This is a genomic window from Euzebya sp. (genome assembly GCF_964222135.1).
In the GTDB taxonomy this organism is placed as follows: domain Bacteria; phylum Actinomycetota; class Nitriliruptoria; order Euzebyales; family Euzebyaceae; genus Euzebya.
The window spans coordinates 1-15,226 of the sequence record NZ_CAXQBR010000054.1 but is presented as its reverse complement, the minus strand read 5'-3'; the positions used below and the strand labels follow the sequence as shown (position 1 = coordinate 15,226).

The 15,226-nt window shown below is 73.1% G+C and carries 23 protein-coding genes and 1 tRNA gene; 14 read left to right on the top strand and 10 right to left on the bottom strand.

Translation table 11 applies throughout. The features are described from left to right. Positions 1-1,204: aldehyde dehydrogenase family protein (locus ACEQ2X_RS12235; protein ID WP_370326095.1), on the top strand; the 1,204-nt coding region annotated here is incomplete at its 5' end. Positions 1,205-1,219: 15 nt separating this feature from the next. Here the strand turns inward: ACEQ2X_RS12235 and ACEQ2X_RS12230 are convergent. After that, positions 1,220-1,801 carry a hypothetical protein gene (locus tag ACEQ2X_RS12230; RefSeq protein WP_370326094.1) on the bottom strand — a complete coding sequence of 194 codons (582 nt, stop codon included), beginning with the start codon at positions 1,799-1,801 and terminating at the stop codon, positions 1,220-1,222. Positions 1,802-1,970: 169 nt separating this feature from the next. Here ACEQ2X_RS12230 and ACEQ2X_RS12225 point away from each other — a divergent pair, with 169 nt between their 5' ends. Next, complete coding sequence (locus tag ACEQ2X_RS12225) at positions 1,971-2,480, top strand: hypothetical protein (RefSeq protein WP_370326093.1); 510 nt, start codon at positions 1,971-1,973, stop codon at positions 2,478-2,480. 50 nt (positions 2,481-2,530) lie between these two features. Here the strand turns inward: ACEQ2X_RS12225 and ACEQ2X_RS12220 are convergent, their stop codons facing one another. The 3 genes from ACEQ2X_RS12220 to ACEQ2X_RS12210 form a co-directional block, all read right to left on the bottom strand. After that, positions 2,531-2,893: a GntR family transcriptional regulator gene (locus ACEQ2X_RS12220; protein WP_370326092.1), complete on the bottom strand. Its 363-nt coding sequence runs from the start codon at positions 2,891-2,893 to the stop codon at positions 2,531-2,533. Position 2,894: 1 nt separating this feature from the next. Beyond that, positions 2,895-3,893: a DUF1648 domain-containing protein gene (locus ACEQ2X_RS12215; RefSeq protein ID WP_370326091.1), complete on the bottom strand. Its 999-nt coding sequence runs from the start codon at positions 3,891-3,893 to the stop codon at positions 2,895-2,897. 211 nt (positions 3,894-4,104) lie between these two features. Beyond that, the gene (locus ACEQ2X_RS12210; RefSeq protein WP_370326090.1) at positions 4,105-4,368 is read right to left on the bottom strand and encodes a hypothetical protein; all 264 of its coding nucleotides are present in this window, start codon (positions 4,366-4,368) and stop codon (positions 4,105-4,107) included. A 95-nt stretch (positions 4,369-4,463) separates the two neighbouring features. Here ACEQ2X_RS12210 and ACEQ2X_RS12205 point away from each other — a divergent pair, with 95 nt between their 5' ends. The 4 genes from ACEQ2X_RS12205 (at position 4,464) to ACEQ2X_RS12190 (ending at position 5,810) form a co-directional block, all read left to right on the top strand. Next, on the top strand, positions 4,464-4,805 hold the full coding sequence (locus ACEQ2X_RS12205; protein WP_370326089.1) for an MGMT family protein: 342 nt from the start codon (positions 4,464-4,466) through the stop codon (positions 4,803-4,805). 68 nt (positions 4,806-4,873) lie between these two features. Beyond that, positions 4,874-4,952 (top strand) — tRNA-Pro (locus ACEQ2X_RS12200). 277 nt (positions 4,953-5,229) lie between these two features. Continuing rightward, entirely contained in the window at positions 5,230-5,493 is a 264-nt protein-coding gene (locus ACEQ2X_RS12195; protein WP_370326088.1) for a hypothetical protein, read from the top strand. Further along, positions 5,490-5,810 carry a HepT-like ribonuclease domain-containing protein gene (locus tag ACEQ2X_RS12190; RefSeq protein ID WP_370326087.1) on the top strand — a complete coding sequence of 107 codons (321 nt, stop codon included), beginning with the start codon at positions 5,490-5,492 and terminating at the stop codon, positions 5,808-5,810. The genes ACEQ2X_RS12195 and ACEQ2X_RS12190 overlap by 4 nt, the downstream gene beginning before the upstream one ends. Positions 5,811-6,051: 241 nt before the next feature. On the opposite strand, the gene ACEQ2X_RS12185 is transcribed toward ACEQ2X_RS12190, so the two are convergent. From ACEQ2X_RS12185 to ACEQ2X_RS12175, 3 genes are read right to left on the bottom strand one after another with little or no spacing between them, the layout of a single operon-like run. Next, positions 6,052-6,543 carry an SRPBCC domain-containing protein gene (locus ACEQ2X_RS12185; protein ID WP_370326086.1) on the bottom strand — a complete coding sequence of 164 codons (492 nt, stop codon included), beginning with the start codon at positions 6,541-6,543 and terminating at the stop codon, positions 6,052-6,054. Positions 6,544-6,554: 11 nt separating this feature from the next. Continuing rightward, complete coding sequence (locus ACEQ2X_RS12180; RefSeq protein WP_370326085.1) at positions 6,555-6,884, bottom strand: ArsR/SmtB family transcription factor; 330 nt, start codon at positions 6,882-6,884, stop codon at positions 6,555-6,557. A 44-nt stretch (positions 6,885-6,928) separates the two neighbouring features. Continuing rightward, positions 6,929-7,327 carry a DUF664 domain-containing protein gene (locus ACEQ2X_RS12175; RefSeq protein WP_370326084.1) on the bottom strand — a complete coding sequence of 133 codons (399 nt, stop codon included), beginning with the start codon at positions 7,325-7,327 and terminating at the stop codon, positions 6,929-6,931. Between the two features lie 331 nt (positions 7,328-7,658). Between ACEQ2X_RS12175 and ACEQ2X_RS12170 the strand changes: the two genes are divergently transcribed. Beyond that, the gene (locus ACEQ2X_RS12170) at positions 7,659-8,132 is read left to right on the top strand and encodes a hypothetical protein (protein WP_370326083.1); all 474 of its coding nucleotides are present in this window, start codon (positions 7,659-7,661) and stop codon (positions 8,130-8,132) included. An 18-nt stretch (positions 8,133-8,150) separates the two neighbouring features. Here ACEQ2X_RS12170 and ACEQ2X_RS12165 read toward each other — a convergent pair whose 3' ends face one another. Then, on the bottom strand, positions 8,151-8,432 hold the full coding sequence (locus ACEQ2X_RS12165; protein ID WP_370326082.1) for a hypothetical protein: 282 nt from the start codon (positions 8,430-8,432) through the stop codon (positions 8,151-8,153). 74 nt (positions 8,433-8,506) lie between these two features. Here ACEQ2X_RS12165 and ACEQ2X_RS12160 point away from each other — a divergent pair, with 74 nt between their 5' ends. The 7 genes from ACEQ2X_RS12160 to ACEQ2X_RS12130 all read left to right on the top strand — a co-directional run bounded on the left by ACEQ2X_RS12160 (position 8,507) and on the right by ACEQ2X_RS12130 (position 13,436). Next, entirely contained in the window at positions 8,507-9,169 is a 663-nt protein-coding gene (locus tag ACEQ2X_RS12160; RefSeq protein ID WP_370326081.1) for a CDP-alcohol phosphatidyltransferase family protein, read from the top strand. Continuing rightward, a complete protein-coding gene (gene gcvH, locus ACEQ2X_RS12155; RefSeq protein WP_370326080.1) occupies positions 9,166-9,546 on the top strand; it encodes a glycine cleavage system protein GcvH in 381 nt (126 codons plus the stop codon). The genes ACEQ2X_RS12160 and gcvH overlap by 4 nt, the downstream gene beginning before the upstream one ends. Positions 9,547-9,619: 73 nt before the next feature. After that, complete coding sequence (locus ACEQ2X_RS12150) at positions 9,620-10,132, top strand: FHA domain-containing protein (protein WP_370326079.1); 513 nt, start codon at positions 9,620-9,622, stop codon at positions 10,130-10,132. 9 nt (positions 10,133-10,141) lie between these two features. Next, positions 10,142-10,966 (top strand): MerR family transcriptional regulator, encoded by an 825-nt coding sequence (locus ACEQ2X_RS12145; protein WP_370326078.1) that lies wholly within the window; start codon positions 10,142-10,144, stop codon positions 10,964-10,966. Continuing rightward, positions 10,963-12,273: a D-alanyl-D-alanine carboxypeptidase family protein gene (locus ACEQ2X_RS12140; RefSeq protein ID WP_370326077.1), complete on the top strand. Its 1,311-nt coding sequence runs from the start codon at positions 10,963-10,965 to the stop codon at positions 12,271-12,273. Before ACEQ2X_RS12145 ends, ACEQ2X_RS12140 begins: the two co-directional genes overlap by 4 nt. A 53-nt stretch (positions 12,274-12,326) precedes the next feature. Then, positions 12,327-12,806 carry a bifunctional nuclease family protein gene (locus ACEQ2X_RS12135; protein WP_370326076.1) on the top strand — a complete coding sequence of 160 codons (480 nt, stop codon included), beginning with the start codon at positions 12,327-12,329 and terminating at the stop codon, positions 12,804-12,806. Positions 12,807-12,917: 111 nt separating this feature from the next. Next, positions 12,918-13,436 (top strand): MerR family transcriptional regulator, encoded by a 519-nt coding sequence (locus ACEQ2X_RS12130; RefSeq protein ID WP_370326075.1) that lies wholly within the window; start codon positions 12,918-12,920, stop codon positions 13,434-13,436. Between the two features lie 12 nt (positions 13,437-13,448). Here the strand turns inward: ACEQ2X_RS12130 and ACEQ2X_RS12125 are convergent, their stop codons facing one another. Continuing rightward, positions 13,449-13,892, bottom strand: a complete 444-nt coding sequence (locus ACEQ2X_RS12125) for an Lrp/AsnC family transcriptional regulator (RefSeq protein WP_370326074.1) — start codon at positions 13,890-13,892, stop codon at positions 13,449-13,451. Between the two features lie 161 nt (positions 13,893-14,053). Beyond that, positions 14,054-15,163, bottom strand: a complete 1,110-nt coding sequence (locus ACEQ2X_RS12120; protein WP_370326073.1) for a CapA family protein — start codon at positions 15,161-15,163, stop codon at positions 14,054-14,056. Positions 15,164-15,226 lie beyond the last annotated feature (63 nt).

The following is a 15,226-nucleotide window of genomic DNA, read 5'->3' as shown; positions in this document are numbered from 1 at the left end:
CGCGGCGGAGGCCGAGGCCTTCGCCCGGTCGATCACCGCGGAGGCGGCGAAGCCCATCACGGCGTCCCGCGGCGAGGTCGCGCGGTGCATCGACACCCTCCGGTTCTCCGCTGCGGAGGCGCGGACGCTCGTCGGCGAGATGGTGGCGATGGAGGCGTCGGAACCCGGCACCGGACGGCTGGGCTTCGCCCTGCGCGTGCCGCTCGGCGTGGTCGCCGCGATCACCCCGTTCAACTTCCCCCTCAACCTGGTCGCCCACAAGGTCGCGCCCGCGCTGGCCGCCGGCTGCCCCGTCGTGCTGAAGCCCGCCCCGCAGACGCCGCTGACCGCGCTGCGGTTCGTGGCGCTCCTGGAGGCGGCCGGCATGCCGCCGGGTTGGGTGCAGGTCCTCACCGACGGCGGTCGTGAGGCCGCCGAGCCTCTGGTGGCCCACCCGGTGCCGCAGATGGTCACGTTCACCGGCAGCGTGGCCGTCGGGTGGTCGATCGCGGCCGCGGCTCCGAAGAAGCGCGTGGCGCTGGAGCTGGGATCGAACGCCCCCGTGATCGTCGCGGCCGACGCCGACGTCGACCTGGTCGCGCGGAAGGTGCGTGCGGGCGGGTTCTCCTTCGCGGGTCAGAGCTGCATCTCCGTCCAGCGGATCCTGGTGCACCGCCCCCGGCACGCCGAGCTGTGCGATGCGCTGGTCCGGGAGGTCAGCCAGATCGTCGTCGGCGACCCCGCGGATGAGGCGACGGAGGTGGGCCCGATGATCTCCGCACGTGAGACGGCCCGCCTGCAGACCTGGATCGACGACGCCGCGGCGGAGGGGGCGCGCGTGCTCGTCGGTGGCAAGGTCGACGACGGCGTCCTCCTGCCCACCGTGGTGGACCAGCCCCCGCCGGACGTGGACCTGTGCCGGCGGGAGGCCTTCGGCCCCGTCGTGGTGGTCGTACCTGTCGACGATGTCGACCAGGCCATCGCAGTCGCGAACGACACCGACTACGGCCTGCACGCCGCCATCTTCACCACCGACCTCGATGTCGCGATGCGCGCGGTGCGCGAGCTCGACTTCGGCGGGGTGGTGGTGAACGACGTGCCCACGGTCCGGGTGGACCAGCAGCCCTACGGCGGTGTGCGCGACGCCGGGAACACCCGTGAGGGTCCGGCGCACACGGTCCGGGAGATGACCGAGCTCAAGTTCGTCTCCCTGCCGCTGGGCTGACCGGCCGGCGCGGCGTCAGCTGGCTGCGTCGTCCAGGCGCTCGGCCTCCGCGCGGGCCTCCTCGGCACGGCGCTCGGCGGACGCAGCCGTTCGCTCGGTGCGCTGCTTGGTCGCGGCGGCCGCGGACGCCTTCTCCGACGCCTTGCGGCGCGTGGCGTCCGCCGCCTCCTCGACGAGCTCCTCACGGGTTTCCGCGGCGACCTCCGCCGACTGCTCGCGGGCGGCTGCCTGCTGGCGCACCGCGGCCTTCTCCTCGGCCTCCTCGGCGCGGATCTCCGCCTTCTCCCGCTCGGCCGCCCGCCGTTCGCGGGCGGCGACCTCGCGGGCCTGCTCGGCCTTCTGCTCGGCGACCGCGCGCTCGGCGACGGCCTCGCGCTGCTTGTCGCCCTTCGCGCCCTGGAGCTGGCCGGCCTCGCGGAGGTCCTCGTCGCCCAGCAGCGTGCCGGTGACCTCCTTCCCCACGCCGACGACGCGGTTGACGAAGCCGGCCTGGGCCTCGTCGCGGGGGTTGGTCAGCGCCCGGTAGGCGGCGAGGGGCAGGGTGATGACGCGGCCCGAGAGGCGTGCGACGGCCATCGGGATGGACAGCGGGTTCATGGCGGGGTCCTCACGTCTGGCGATCAGGGTCATCCATGGCGATTCCCCGCCTGTGACGCCCGGTAACGGGGGTGGGGTGGTCCGATCAGACGGTTCGGGCCAGGCGTCGTCGGGACTCCTCGGGGGAGGACGTGCGGGAATGCCGAACGATCACACGGAGGAACGGGACATGGGCACCAGCGAGCGTGGAGGCGCACTCGACCGCGTCGTGGGGAAGGCGAAGGAGGCCATCGGCAAGGCGGTGGGCGACGAGGACCTCGCGGCGAAGGGCCTGCTGCAGCAGGAGGAGGGGGCTGCGCGCGACGCCGCCGTCTCCGAGCGCGCCCGGGCCGAGGCCGCCCGCAAGGCCGGGGAGCAGGTCTACGACGAGGAGATGTCCGAGGCCGCGCAGGAGCGCGCGGAGGCGACGCGGGCCGAGCAGGAGAGGAAGGCGGAGATCCGCGAGCACGCCCGGGAGCGCGAGGAGGCGATCGCACGGGATGCGGCCCGGCGCGAGCAGACCGTCGAGCAGCGGGCCCAGGCGCGCGAGGCCGCCGTGGAGCACCTCCACGAGGCCGCTCTCCGCCGGGCCGAGGAGATCGAGGAGGAGGCCGCGGAGCACGCGCGGCAGGCCCGCCGGGCCGAGGCGTCGGCCAGCGAGCTCGACGACCTGCAGGAGGACGCTGAGCGGGGGCGCTGAACCAGCTGGTGCGGTCAGCTGGGCGTCGTCAGCTGGCGGTCAGGTGGCGGTCAGCTGGGCGCCGTCCAGCGGCGTCGGACCTCGGCCAGCACGTCGTCGAGGTCCACGGCCAGCGCGCGGGCCGAGCGGACGAGCGCGTCGACCTCGTCGGCGAGGGACAAGGTCGCCGGGTCCACGCCGTCGGCGACGGTCGTCCCGCGCCCGACACGGCTGACGACGACCCCCTCGTCGACCAGCACCCGGTAGGCCCGCTGGACGGTCTCGAGGGTCACGCCGCTCGCCTCGGCGAGGTCGCGCCCTGACGGCAGCCGGTCGCCCGGGACCAGCTCGCGGGCGGCGACCTGGCGGCGGATCGCGGCGGCGATCTGGGCGTAGAGCGGCCGCGGGTCGCCCTCGTCGAGCTGGAGCAGCACCTCAGCGCCGCCCGTCGTGGTCGCTGTCGGCGTCGGGGTGGTCGTCGGCGCCGGTGTGGCGGTCGAGGAGCGTGTTCACCACCGCGGCCGCTGTCCCGGCGTCATCGACGGTGATGACCACCTGCGACCCGTCGGTGCGGGTGAGCGCGAGCGCCTCGCCGGCGCGGGTGATCACGCCGGTGCCGCGGGGGCGGATCCGCAGGCCCCACCCTCCCCACTCCCACACCCCCGTGGTCGTCACGCGGGCCGCGGCCACGGTGTCGAGGGGGATGCGCAGGCGGGGCCAGCCGGCGAACCCGCCGGCGACGACCAGGCGCTCAGCGCCGACGGTCACGCGGAAGACGGCCGACATCGCCACGAGCAGGGCGGCGGGTGCGATCAGCAGGAGCGACCACCACGCCCCGACGACGGACAGCACGATCCCGGGCACGAGCACCAGCACGGCGATCACCGGCACCGCCCGACCGGACGGGGCGGTGCCGGCCCACCAGACCTGCCCGGGGGACGTGGGCAGGCGTGGTGCGTCGGGTGGGGGCGTCGCGTCGCGGTGGGGGAGGGGCGCGGCGCCCGGGACGACGGCAGCGGTCAGCGCGGTGCCGATCACGCCCAAGCCGATCGCCGCGGCCATCCACCACCACCGCAGCGGCGTGTCGGCGCCCTGGGCACCCACCTGGGCGGCCACGGACAGGATGACGACCGCGGTCGTGAACCAGCAGACCCCCGCGGGCAAGGCGCGGAGCCACCGGATCCCGGGCGCGCTGGGTGGCGCGGTGAGCATGATCGCGGCCATCACCACGTACACGACCAGCGGCAGGCCCACGGCGATGGCCACGAGGGCAGGTCCGAGGTCGACGAACCCGTCGGGCTGGCCGCCCGGACCCCAGTGCACCGCGACCTGCGCCGGGAGATCGTCCCAGGTGACCGCGAGGACCGCACCGGCGGCGACCAGGGGGAGGACGACGCCTACGAGGAGTGAGGACAACACCGGCTTGATTGACATGGTTCAAGCATATCAATGAGGGATGCGGTGTCGTGACTCGCAGATCCGAGGATCGGGTCCGCCGGCGGGAGCTACGGCTCAGATCCGAGGTTCCGATCCGGCGACCTGTGGCTCAGATCTGGGGAGCAGGTGCGTCGGCGGAGCTACAGCTCAGATCTGAGTCCGCGGCCAGGGCGAGGGAAGGTCGTGACGGGGATCGACGACGACGCGGTCAGGCCCCGATGGCGGCCCGCGCCCGGTTGGACGCGGCGATGCGTCCGAGGACGGCGGCGCCCACGTGGCCGAAGAGGAACGGCCAGAAGCCGCCGATCATGAGGACGTCGAAGACCGCGCCGGCGAACCCGCCGACGAGGAACCCGACCCAGGCGCCGACCACGCCGGCGCCGATGACCGGTGGGGTGCCGGCGGCGCGGGAGTGGAGTCGGAAGCCTGCCCACAGGCCGATGGCGGTGACGGAGATCCAGGGGATGAGCATGTCGCCAGGGTCCGCCGCGGGGAGACGCGGCACCATCGGGACTCTCCCCGTCAGGGATGTCCCGCACCTGACGGCCACCTCGACCCCGGACCTCGATGCCCCCGACCGACCCCGCCGACGCCCCGCCCCCGCCCGGTTCGCACACCGCCGACCCGCCCCCGCGGCTGACGTCGTTCCAGCAGGCCGTCGTCGCGGTGGTCACCGCCCTCGAGCCCGGAGACGTGCTGACCTATGCCGAGGTCGCGGACGAGGCCGGCCACCCCGGCGCCGGCCAGGCGGTCGCGAACGTGCTGCGCCGCATCGACGGGTTGCCGTGGTGGCGCGTGATCCCTGCCTCCGGCCGGCTGTACCGCACCCACGCGCCGGTCCAGGGGCCGCTTCTCCGCGCCGACGGGGTCGAGGTGTCAGCAGACCGCTGGGTGGGCCGAACCGGCTGAGCGGGGGTTCGGCTGCGCCGGGGGAGGGCTGCTATGCTCCCGGCGTCCGAGCCGCCCGGGTGGCTCATCGGGATGTGGCCTAGTTTGGTCTAGGGCGCCGGTCTGGGGGACCGGAGATCCGGGGTTCAAATCCCCGCATCCCGACCAGCACGAGGGCCCTGGTCGCTCCACTCAAGTGGTGCTGACCAGGGCCTTTGTCGTGTCATGGGGCGCGTTGTACCCCTTCGGCCTCACAGCCGCCATGGCGGACGTGCGTACGTTTACGGGCCGAAATCGGTCCCCTGACACACGGGTCTTGTGTCATTCTTGTGTCACGGCGTTCAGTTTGGAGTCCTGTATCCGGCCGGCCACGAGGTGGGCCGTACCAGGCCACCCGGCACGGGACCGGTGTCTGGGACCGCTGGACGGCGCTAGGATCGTGGGCATGGGTGTCGGTCAGGCTGAGCGCGCTGCGACGGCGTCCGAAGTCCGTGTTCACGCCGAGGCGGTTCGGGACGTGTTGGCGGATGCCGGGCTGCGCGAGCCACGGATGGCCGACGACGGGTCAGTCGTGGTGCACAGCGACGCGCCATCCCTGCTGGTGTTGGGGCGCGTCACCACGCAACTGCACGCGATCGTCGGATACCACGTCCGGCTGTTCTTCGACAGCACCCCGGCAGCGGCACGCTGGGCGACATCGCCCCTGTGACCTACGTGGAGGCGGTCATCGCCGCGCTCAGCTCGGTCGTCGCCCTCACTGACGGGCTGACCGCCGACCAGCTGGCCGCCGATGACATGCGCCTGCGCGCGGTCGAGCGGTACTGGGTCCTGGCCGGCAACGCCGCCAAGGCGCACGCCCACGCCGCCGGACTGTCCGCCGGGGCCGAACCCTGGTCCAGTCTGGCAGGCATCCGCGACGCCCTCGCCCACCACCGCATCGACGAGGTCGACATCGCGCTGCTCCACCACGCAGCCAGCGCAGAAGGCCCCGCCCTGCTGACCGAGATCGCGTCGGCCCAGGGATAGGGCCTGACCAGTTGATCTGCAAGCCCGGCCCGATGCTGTCGATGTGGCCGAGGATCGGATACCTCTTTCGGTGCCACCAGCCGGTGCGCCCTGCGTCGACATCCTCGAGATGGATGTGAAGAGTGGCTATGTGGGCGGCTACAGCGTTGGTCTGCTGCCGGCGATCTCGGACTGGACGCCGTTGGACTGACAGCTGGCTCCTGGTATTCCGCGGTGGCGACCAGGGCCGTCGTCGTCTACGTCAGCGGGCGAGCAGGCCCTCGAGGTTGTCGAACTGGGCCTTGTAGCCGCTCTTCATCCCGAGCACCGCGACCTTGGACTTGACGCCGGGGCCGACCTCCTCGATGCCGATGCGGAGGTTGACTACGGTCGCGCCACCCTCTTCGCGGATGTCGACCTCGTTGACGTGGGAGATCGACGACCGCTCGTCGCCCTCGGTCCAGGACCGTGCGGCGTAGACCAGGCGGTGCGGCGCGTCGATCTCGGTGAACGTGCCTTCGAGGGGCCAGCGGGTGCCAGCGTACTTGCCCATGCCCTCGCCGGCCTCCATCACGATGCGGATGCGACCTCCGACGGCCAGATCGACCTCGCACTCGGGGATCGTGGTCTTCTCGACCCCCCACCACTGGCGGAGCAGCTCCGGACGGGTCCACGCCGCCCAGACGTCGGCGATCGGCGCGGCGTAGGTCCGCTCGAACGTGATCTGCTTGTCCTTCAGCAACTCCAACAACATCGGGTACTCCTTCAGTCTCGTGGGTCGGACGCCTGCCCCATCGCGCGGAGGACCTCGCCGAGGGTGTCGAGGCGGGCCTCCCACTGCTGCTCGAAGGTCCGGAGCCAGGCACCGATCTCGATGAACGGTTCGTCGCGCAACCGGTGGATGCGCTGGCGGGCCACGGGTTCGACGTCCAGGACGCCGGCGTCGCGGAGGACCCCGAGGTGCTTGGAGGCCTGCGGCTGGCGGATGCCGAGCTGCTCGGCGATCTGACCGACCGGGGAGGGCCCGCTGCGCAGCAGCTCGACGATCCGGAGCCGGGTCGGCTCACCGAGGGCAGCGAAGGTCGTCGCGTCCATGCCCCCGACCCTAGGCAGACGACGTATTCCTGTAAAGGAATATGTCAGGACCGTGGGCGTGCAGCCAGGACCTGCTCGCGCAGGATGTCCGCATGGCCGCAGTGCTGGACCAGGTCGCGCAGGGCCCGCACCTCCCGTGACCGCTGGCAGGCCGTGCGGAAGCCGGCCTGGATCGAGGCGGTCGTGTCCTGCCGGGTCAGGACGAACGATCGGTCCGGGGTCGCGGCCACCCCGAGGTCCCGCAGGGGCGCACCGGTGACGCTGTGGACGAAGTAGAACGTCTCGACGTACGTCGCGTGCTTCACCAACCCGAGCAGCGTGGTGCGGGAGGGGACCAGCGACCGGCGCGCCTCCTCCTCGGTGAGCCCGTCCAGGCAGTCGTGCAAGGCGGCGCGGTGGGCATCCAGCAACTCGTCGAGCCGCTCGTGGATCTCGTGGGTCATGGCGGCGCTCCTGGTCGGGGGTGTCCTCCTGGGTCGAGCTTCCCCCGGCCGGTGACGGGGGCCAGCGGTCGGTGCTGGAGCGGCACGGGACAGCGGTGACGCCCGCACCCCCTCCCCCCGCAGCGATCCAGTCGTTGCGACAACCGCAACAGCACACGGCGCGGATCTGCGATGCTCGCCGAGCATGTCCTCGCCCACCCCACCGCCCGACCGGTGGCCGCCGTCACCCCCGACGGGATCCCCGCCCCCCGGCTGGGAGCCGACCCCGCAGTGGGGGCCGCCGCCGCCCGTGATCCCGCTCACCGGCCCTCGGCCGTGGTCGGGGGTCAAGGTGTTCTTCGTAGTGTGGGGGTGGGCGATCCTCGTCGCCACCGCGGTCGGCCTGCTCGCGGGGATCCTCGCCGCGGTGGCCGTCGGCCTGGTCGGCAGCGAGATCGATCCCGCCGTCGGCACCGAGCTGCCCGCCGACTTCACCGACGGGCTGGTCGGGGCCGGCGTGGCGTTCGCGCTCCTCTTCGGCGTCCTCGGCGGGTTCGGCTTCGGGATCGGCTCCGGCCTCTTCGCCGCCGCAGCGGCCGCGCTCACCCACACCCGTCTGCCGCCGGCCGGCACCGGGCTCGTCGCCGCCCTGGTCGGCACCGGCATGACGTTCCTCGGCACCGTCGCCCCCGTCGCCGCCGGTGGTCAGGGAGCCGAGGGGTTCGTCGTCGTGGCGGCCATCCCCCTCGCGGTGATGTTCGTCGGCCTCTTCCTCGTGACCTGGCTCACGGCCCGACGATCGGCGCGAGCGGCCCGCGGCGCCTGACGCCCGGACGGCGACCCCTCATCCCTCCGCGGGGTCGTCCGGCCCGTCCTCCACCAGCTCCCCACGGGCGTCGGCGCCCGCGGTGGCGGCGTCCGCCTTCGCCCGGAGGGCCTCGAACGCGTCGTCCTGTGCCTCGATGTCGGACAGCGTGGCCGCGAGCCGCTCGTCGGGGCTGGCCGACAGGCGCCGCTCGGCGTCGTCCAGCGCGCGGTTCCCGTCGGCGACCGCGTCGTCGGCCCAGTCCCGGGCGTCGCGCGCCTCGCGCCGGAAGATCGCCTTGAGGTCGTCCCAGAACGCCATCTCGTCGCACCTCCGCTGCTCGGTGGCCGCGCCGGACCTGCGGCGGCACGGCGGGTGGGTGCCAGTATGGCCCCATGCGGCTGTTCGACGCGGGCACACGGGAGGACCGCCCGACGGTCGTCCACGACCGGGTCTGGACGGTCGCCAACGGCATCACGTTCGTCCGGCTGCTCGGCCTGCCGCTGTTCGTGTGGCTCGTCATCGCGCCGGAGGCGTACGGCCTCGCGTTCCTCACCCTCGTCGTCGTCGGCACCACCGACTGGATCGACGGCTACGTCGCGCGGCGCTTCGACCAGGTGACCCGGCTGGGGAAGCTGATCGACCCGCTGATCGACCGGGCGCTGCTCGCGACCGCGGGCCTGACGATGGCAGCCGTCGGGATCCTCCCCTGGTGGGTCATCGGGTTGATCGTCGCGCGCGACGTCGTCCTCCTCGGGGCCGCGGTGGCCCTGTTCGGCGGCACCTCGGCGATCGCGGTCAGCCGGCTGGGGAAGTTCGCGACGGCCTGCCTCCTCATCGGGGTGCCCGGCCTCATGCTCGGGTACATGGACTGGGGTGGCGCTGCCGCGTGGGGGGTCGTCGGCTGGGTGTTCACGACGGTCGGGTTGCTCACCTACTACGCTGCCGGGGTGTCGTACGCCCGCACCGCGTGGGCGCTGCTCCGCGCCCGCCGCGCTGCGGGGGTGGAGGACCACGACCCGAGCACCGCCACCCACCCCACAGGAGCAGCCGAGTGAACCCCGAGGACCTGCGCTACACCGAGGAGCACGAGTGGGTCAGGATCGACGGTGACCGCGTGACCGTCGGCATCACCGACTACGCCCAGGACGCGCTCGGCGACGTCGTCTACGTCGACCTGCCGGCCAGCGGCACCGAGGTCGACGCCGGCCAGCCGTTCGGGGAGGTGGAGTCCACCAAGAGCGTCAGCGACCTCTTCGCACCCCTCTCCGGCACGATCGTCGAGCGCAACACGGCGCTCGAGTCGACGCCCGAGCTGGTCAACTCCGACCCCTACGGCGAGGGGTGGATGGTGGTCCTCCAGGTGGCCGACACGAGCGCGCTCGACGGGCTCATGAGCGCCGCGGACTACGCCGCGCTCGTCGAGCAGTCCTAGCCACGGGTCACCCCGCCGCGCGGCAGCGGTTGTGCGTCCGCGCCAGACGCCGCTGGTAGGCTGCCGAGCACCGATGTACTGCACCCAATGCGGCTCCAAGAACCCCCAGGGGTCGAAGTTCTGCGCCCAGTGCGGGACCCCGCTCTCGTCCGCGCAGGACATCACCACCGGCATGCTGCCCACCTCGGTGGAGGAGCTCCGCGAGGGTGCCGACGAGCGCGTGGACATCGAGGGGATCCGGCGTGAGCTGAGCCCCGGCACCGCGCTGCTGGTCAGCGTCCGCGGTCCGAACGTGGGGGCCCGCTTCCTCCTCGACAAGGACGTCGTCACCGTCGGACGTCACCCCGAGTCCGACATCTTCCTCGACGACATCACCGTGTCGCGCCGCCACGCGGAGTTCCGGCACACGCCCGCCGGCCTCGCGGTCGCCGACGTCGGGTCGCTGAACGGCACCTACGTGAACGGCACCCGGGCCGAGCAGCAGACCCTCGCCCACGGCGACGACGTCCAGGTCGGCAAGTTCCGCCTGCAGGCCATCATCCCCGATGCGACCGCCCGCGAGCCGCACCCCGCCGAGGGCAGCTGAGGCGCGCCCATGGCCACGACGAACCCGCGGCGGGGTGCCGATGGCCCCACGGGCTACACGATCGGTGAGGTCCTCAACCAGCTGAAGGAGGACTTCGAGGACATCACGATCTCGAAGATCCGCGTCCTCGAGTCCGAGGGCCTGATCTACCCCGACCGGACCGAGTCGGGCTACCGGATCTTCTCCGACGACGACGTCGACCGCCTGCGCTTCATCCTCACCGCCCAGCGCGACCACTACCTGCCGCTCAAGGTCATCCGCGAGCAGCTGGACCGCCTCGACGCGGGCGAGGCGCCCGGCCAGGGCCCCGGCCCGACGCCGCCCCCCACGCTGGTGCCGTCGGTCGGCGACGACGAGGAGGAGCTGACGCCGACCCAGGTCGCCATGCAGATGGCGAAGGCCGTCGAGACCGCGTCGAGCGGCGAGGCGGCGCTCCTCGAAGCACCCACCACCCCGGTCGAGCTGTCGCTGCGGGAGTACTGCGAGGCCACCGGGCTCGAGTCCGGGCAGGTCCGGGCCCTCCGCGAGTACGCCATCGTCGGCGACCCCGACGACGAGACGGCCCCGTTCGACGCCGACGACCTGCTGACCGGCCGCGCGGCACGTGAGCTGCTGGCCCTGGGCCTCGAGCCGCGGCACCTGCGGATGTACCGCCAGTTCGTCGACCGCGAGGTCGCGCTGTTCGAGCAGCTCGCCACCCCGCTGCTGCGCCAGCGCAACCCCGAGGCCCGCCGCCAGGCCGGCCGTCAGCTCGAGAAGCTGGCCGGCCTGACGTCGCGGATGAAGCGGTCGCTGCTGTCCCGCGAGCTGCGCCGCTACGTGCGCGGGGCGTGAGCGGCCCGACCACGGGCAGGTCCCTCCGGCGGCTGCTCGCCGCGGTCGGCCTGCTCCTCGCGCTGTCCCTCGCCGGTCCCGCGACGGCGACCGTCGTCGAGCCGACCACGGTCCCCCTCGACCCCGACGCCCCGGCGGCGGCGCCGGGGGTCCCCGTCGACGCGCCGCTGCAGGCCGGCGTCACCCCGGAGGAGGTCGCGAGCCGGCCGGTCCCCGGACCGACGCCCGACCCGCCGACGATCTCCGCGGCGGGCGCCGTGCTGCTCGACCCCGCCGACGGGGTCGTCCTCGCCGGAGTCGACCCGCGGACCCCGCGCCGGATGGCCTCGACCACGAAGGTGATGACGATCCTCCTGGCCCTCGAGGCGGTCGAGAGCGGACGCGTCCCGCCGACCCTGACGGTGTCCGCAGAGGCCGCCGCGACCGGCCAGCTGCCCGGCGTCGCCACGCTGGGGTTGACCGAGGGGCAGGTCGTCGACTTCCGCGACCTGCTCGCCGCCGACCTGCTGCGCAGCGGCAACGACGGTGCCGTGGCCATCGCCGAGCACGTCGCCGGCAGCGAGGAGGCCTACGTCGCGATGATGAACCTGCGCGCGGAGACCCTGGGGCTCGAGGACACCGCGTTCGTCGACTCGACCGGGCTGAGCGTCGACCTCGCCCACCACGCCACGCCGCTCGACCTGGCGCTGCTCGGGCAGGAGGCGATGACCCACGAGGACTTCGCCGCCTGGGCGGGCGCCGCCACCCTGACCGTCGAGCCGTTCGGGCTGCTCGAGAACCGCAACGAGATGCTGACCGCGTACCCGGGCACGACCGGCATCAAGACCGGCTACACCGAGCTGGCCGGGCTGTGCCTGGTCGCGAGCGCCGAGCGGGACGGGCGGACCCTCTACGCGGTGGTCCTCGGCTCGGAGGACCGCGTGGCCGACACGACCGCGCTGTTCGACCACGGGTTCACCGACTACGCGCGGCCCACGCCCCTCACCCCCTCACAGGTCGCCGCCACGTACCGCACCGCCCACGGGGAGGTGCCGGTCAGCGCCGCGGAGGAGCTCGCCCGCACCGTCGGCGGCGGCGCCGAGGTCGAGGTGGTCACGCGGCTGGCCCCCGACGCGGCACTCCCGATCGACGTGGGGACGCCGCTCGGCGAGGCCGTCCTGGTGGTCGACGGGCAGGAGGTGGACCGCACGGCGCTGCTCGCCGACACGGCTGTCGCACCCGCTGCGGACGACGCCGGCGCGGCCCTCGCGGACGCCGTCCGAGCCTTCGCGCGGCTGGCTGAGCAGCGCCAGCCGGTTGCGTTGTGAGGGGTCTGGCCCCCCCATACACTCAGCCACCCGAAGCGATTGCGGAGGTCACGATGATCGAGCTGGAGTTGGTGGGAGTCCGGGTGGAACTGCCCCACAACCAGCCGATCGTGTTGCTGAAGGAGACCACCGGCGAGCGCTTCCTCCCGATCTGGATCGGGGCGGTGGAGGCGACCTCGATCGCCTTCGCCCTGCAGGGGGTCGAGACGGCCAGGCCGATGACCCACGACCTGATGAAGGACCTGCTCGACGCGCTGACGGTCAGCGTCGAGCGCATCGTGGTGACCGAGCTTCGGGACGGCACGTTCTACGCCGAGATCCTGATGGCGGGGCCGTCGGGTGAGACGACGGTGTCGAGCCGACCCTCCGACGCGATCGCGCTGGCCGTCCGCGCCGGCATCCCGGTCTTCGCCGAGGAGTCGGTGCTGGACGAGGCCGGCATCCTGATCGACGAGGCGGACGAGTCCGAGACCGAGGTCGAGAAGTTCAAGGAGTTCCTCGACACCGTCACCCCCGAGGACTTCGCTCAATAGCGCACCTCCCGGTGGGACGCCCAGTAGCGCACGTCCCGTCGGCCTTGACCCGGTCAAGCGCGCCGCGTACCGTCGGCACACCTGTGTAGTTCGTCGAGTGGGGTTCGTGACATGGCCGGCAACCGATACCACCGCGACATCCCCCTCCCCGGGCTGGCCGACGGCGAGAGCGGCTACCGCGGCCCGGCCGTGGCCAGCATCGTCGGGATCTCCTACCGCCAGCTCGACCACTGGACGTCGACGGGGCTCGTGACCCCGAGCGTGCGGAACGCCGAGGGGTCGGGATCCCAGCGGCTGTACGGCTTCGACGACATCGTCCAGTTGAAGGTCATCAAGCGGCTCCGCGACGCCGGCGTCAGCCTGCAGCGGATCCGCACGGCCATCGACGAGGTGCGCGAGCGCGGGCTCAGCCTGCGCGACATCATGCTGGCCTCGGACTCCGCCGGGAAGGTCATCGCCGTCGACGACCAGCAGCAGGCCATGGACCTGCTCATGAGCGGCCAGGGGGTCTTCTTCATCGCGATCGACCCGGTCGCCGAGGAGGTCAGCCGCGAGGTCGCGACGATCGAGGCCGAGCGCGCCGACCCGCCGGTCGTCACCTCCATGCGCCGCCGTCGGGACGCGATCTAGGCCCGCGCGGACCTACTCGGGGAGTGCCTGCCGCGGGCCGGTCTCCTCGATCATCAGGACCGACTCGGTCCGGGTGATGCCCGGCATCGTGCGCAGCTGGTCGACGAGCAGGGCGCGGAGCTCCTCCACGCTCGCGACGCGGGCCATGATGAACCCGTCGTAGGAGCCCATCGTCAGGCCCCAGTGCTCGACGGCGGGCATCGAGTCGAGCTGCTCCCGAAGCTCGTCGAGCTGGGACTGGTCGACGCCGATCAGCACGAGCGCGGCCACCGGCAGACCGACCTGCCCGGTGTCGATCCGGGCCGTGTAGCCGGAGATGATGCCCTGCTCGTGCAGCTTCGCGATCCGCCCGTGCACGTTGGTCCGGGACACGTGGACGCGCTCGGCGAGGTCCGTGAGCGTGATCCTGCCGTCGTCCCGCAACGTCCGCAGGATGGCCATGTCGACGTCATCCATGGGGGCGATCGTAGCAATCCGTCGACGAAGTGCCGTCACGGCGGCCTTCTGCGGACGGATCGTCCGCGTGGACGACGGTGCGGTCAGCGATCGTGGGCGCGATCGGGGCCTCCATCGCCTGACGGCGACGTTCGGCGCGATCCTGGACCGGGGCCAGCGCCTCAGCGCGGCGGGGCGCACTCCGGCCCGGTGCCGTCGGCCCGCAGTCCCGGTTCGGACGGCACCGGCGGCTGCACCGCCACGGGCTGGGGGCGACCCAGGTCGTCGATGACGGCCGGGTGCCAGGTGTGGTCGACGACGCCGCCCTCGCCCAGGGTGAGGGTGAGGATCCCGCTCTGGCGGGTGGCCGCGGTGCGGGCGTAGAAGACCAGGTTGCCGGTGCTGAAGGCCACCAGGGTGTCGTCGATGGTGGTGATGCCCTGCAGCACGTGGGGGTGGTGCCCGACGATCGCGTCCGCGCCCGCGTCGGCCAGCAGGCGCGCCAGGCGCAGCTGGTCGCCGTCGGGGCACAGCCACTTCTCCCGCCCCCAGTGCACGACCGCGACCACGTGGTCCGCGGTCGCCGCGGCGTCCCGCGCCGCCCGGACCGCCGCGTCGGCGTCGTCGGCCGAGGCGAGGCCAGCCCGCTCGCGACCGGCACCCCACTCGATGATCGGCATCACCCGGGTCAGGGCGACGACGGCGACGGACCGTCCCTCCACATCGATGCGGTGGGCGGCGTAGGCGCTCGCCGCGTCGCGGCCGTAGCCGATCAGGGCCATGCCGGCGGCCTCGACGTGGTCGACGGTCTCGTCCGCGGCCTCGATGCCGTAGTCCAGCCCGTGGTTGTTCGCCAGGCTGACGAGGTCGACCCCCGCGTCGGCCAGCGCGGCGGCCAGGGCGGGATCGGCCCGGAAGGTGTAGGTCTTCTCCGCCGGCGTGCCGGTGGTCGCGATCGGCGTCTCGAGGTTCACGACCGCGAGGTCCGCCGCGGACAGCAGCTCGGCGACGCCCTCGAGCGGGTTCAGACCGTCAGCGATCACCCCGTCGATCGGGTCCTCGGCGTGGACGTCACCGCCGAACGCCAGGGTGAGGGGCGGGGCCGGGGGGCCGGTCGGGGTGGCGGTCGCGTCGGGCTCGACCGCCGGCGCGAGGGCCCAGTCGGGGATCGTGGGCACGGCACCGGCGACCGGCTCGTCGCCGCCGGAGGGGGTGAGCACCAATCCGCTCAGCGCGACGACGGCCACCAGTGCGGTGACCACCACCAGCACCCACGTCGGCCGGTCGATCATCAGCCGCACAGTGTGCCGTGGTCCTCGTCGCGGACCGGGGAGGGTGTGTGGGGGGGGGGGGGG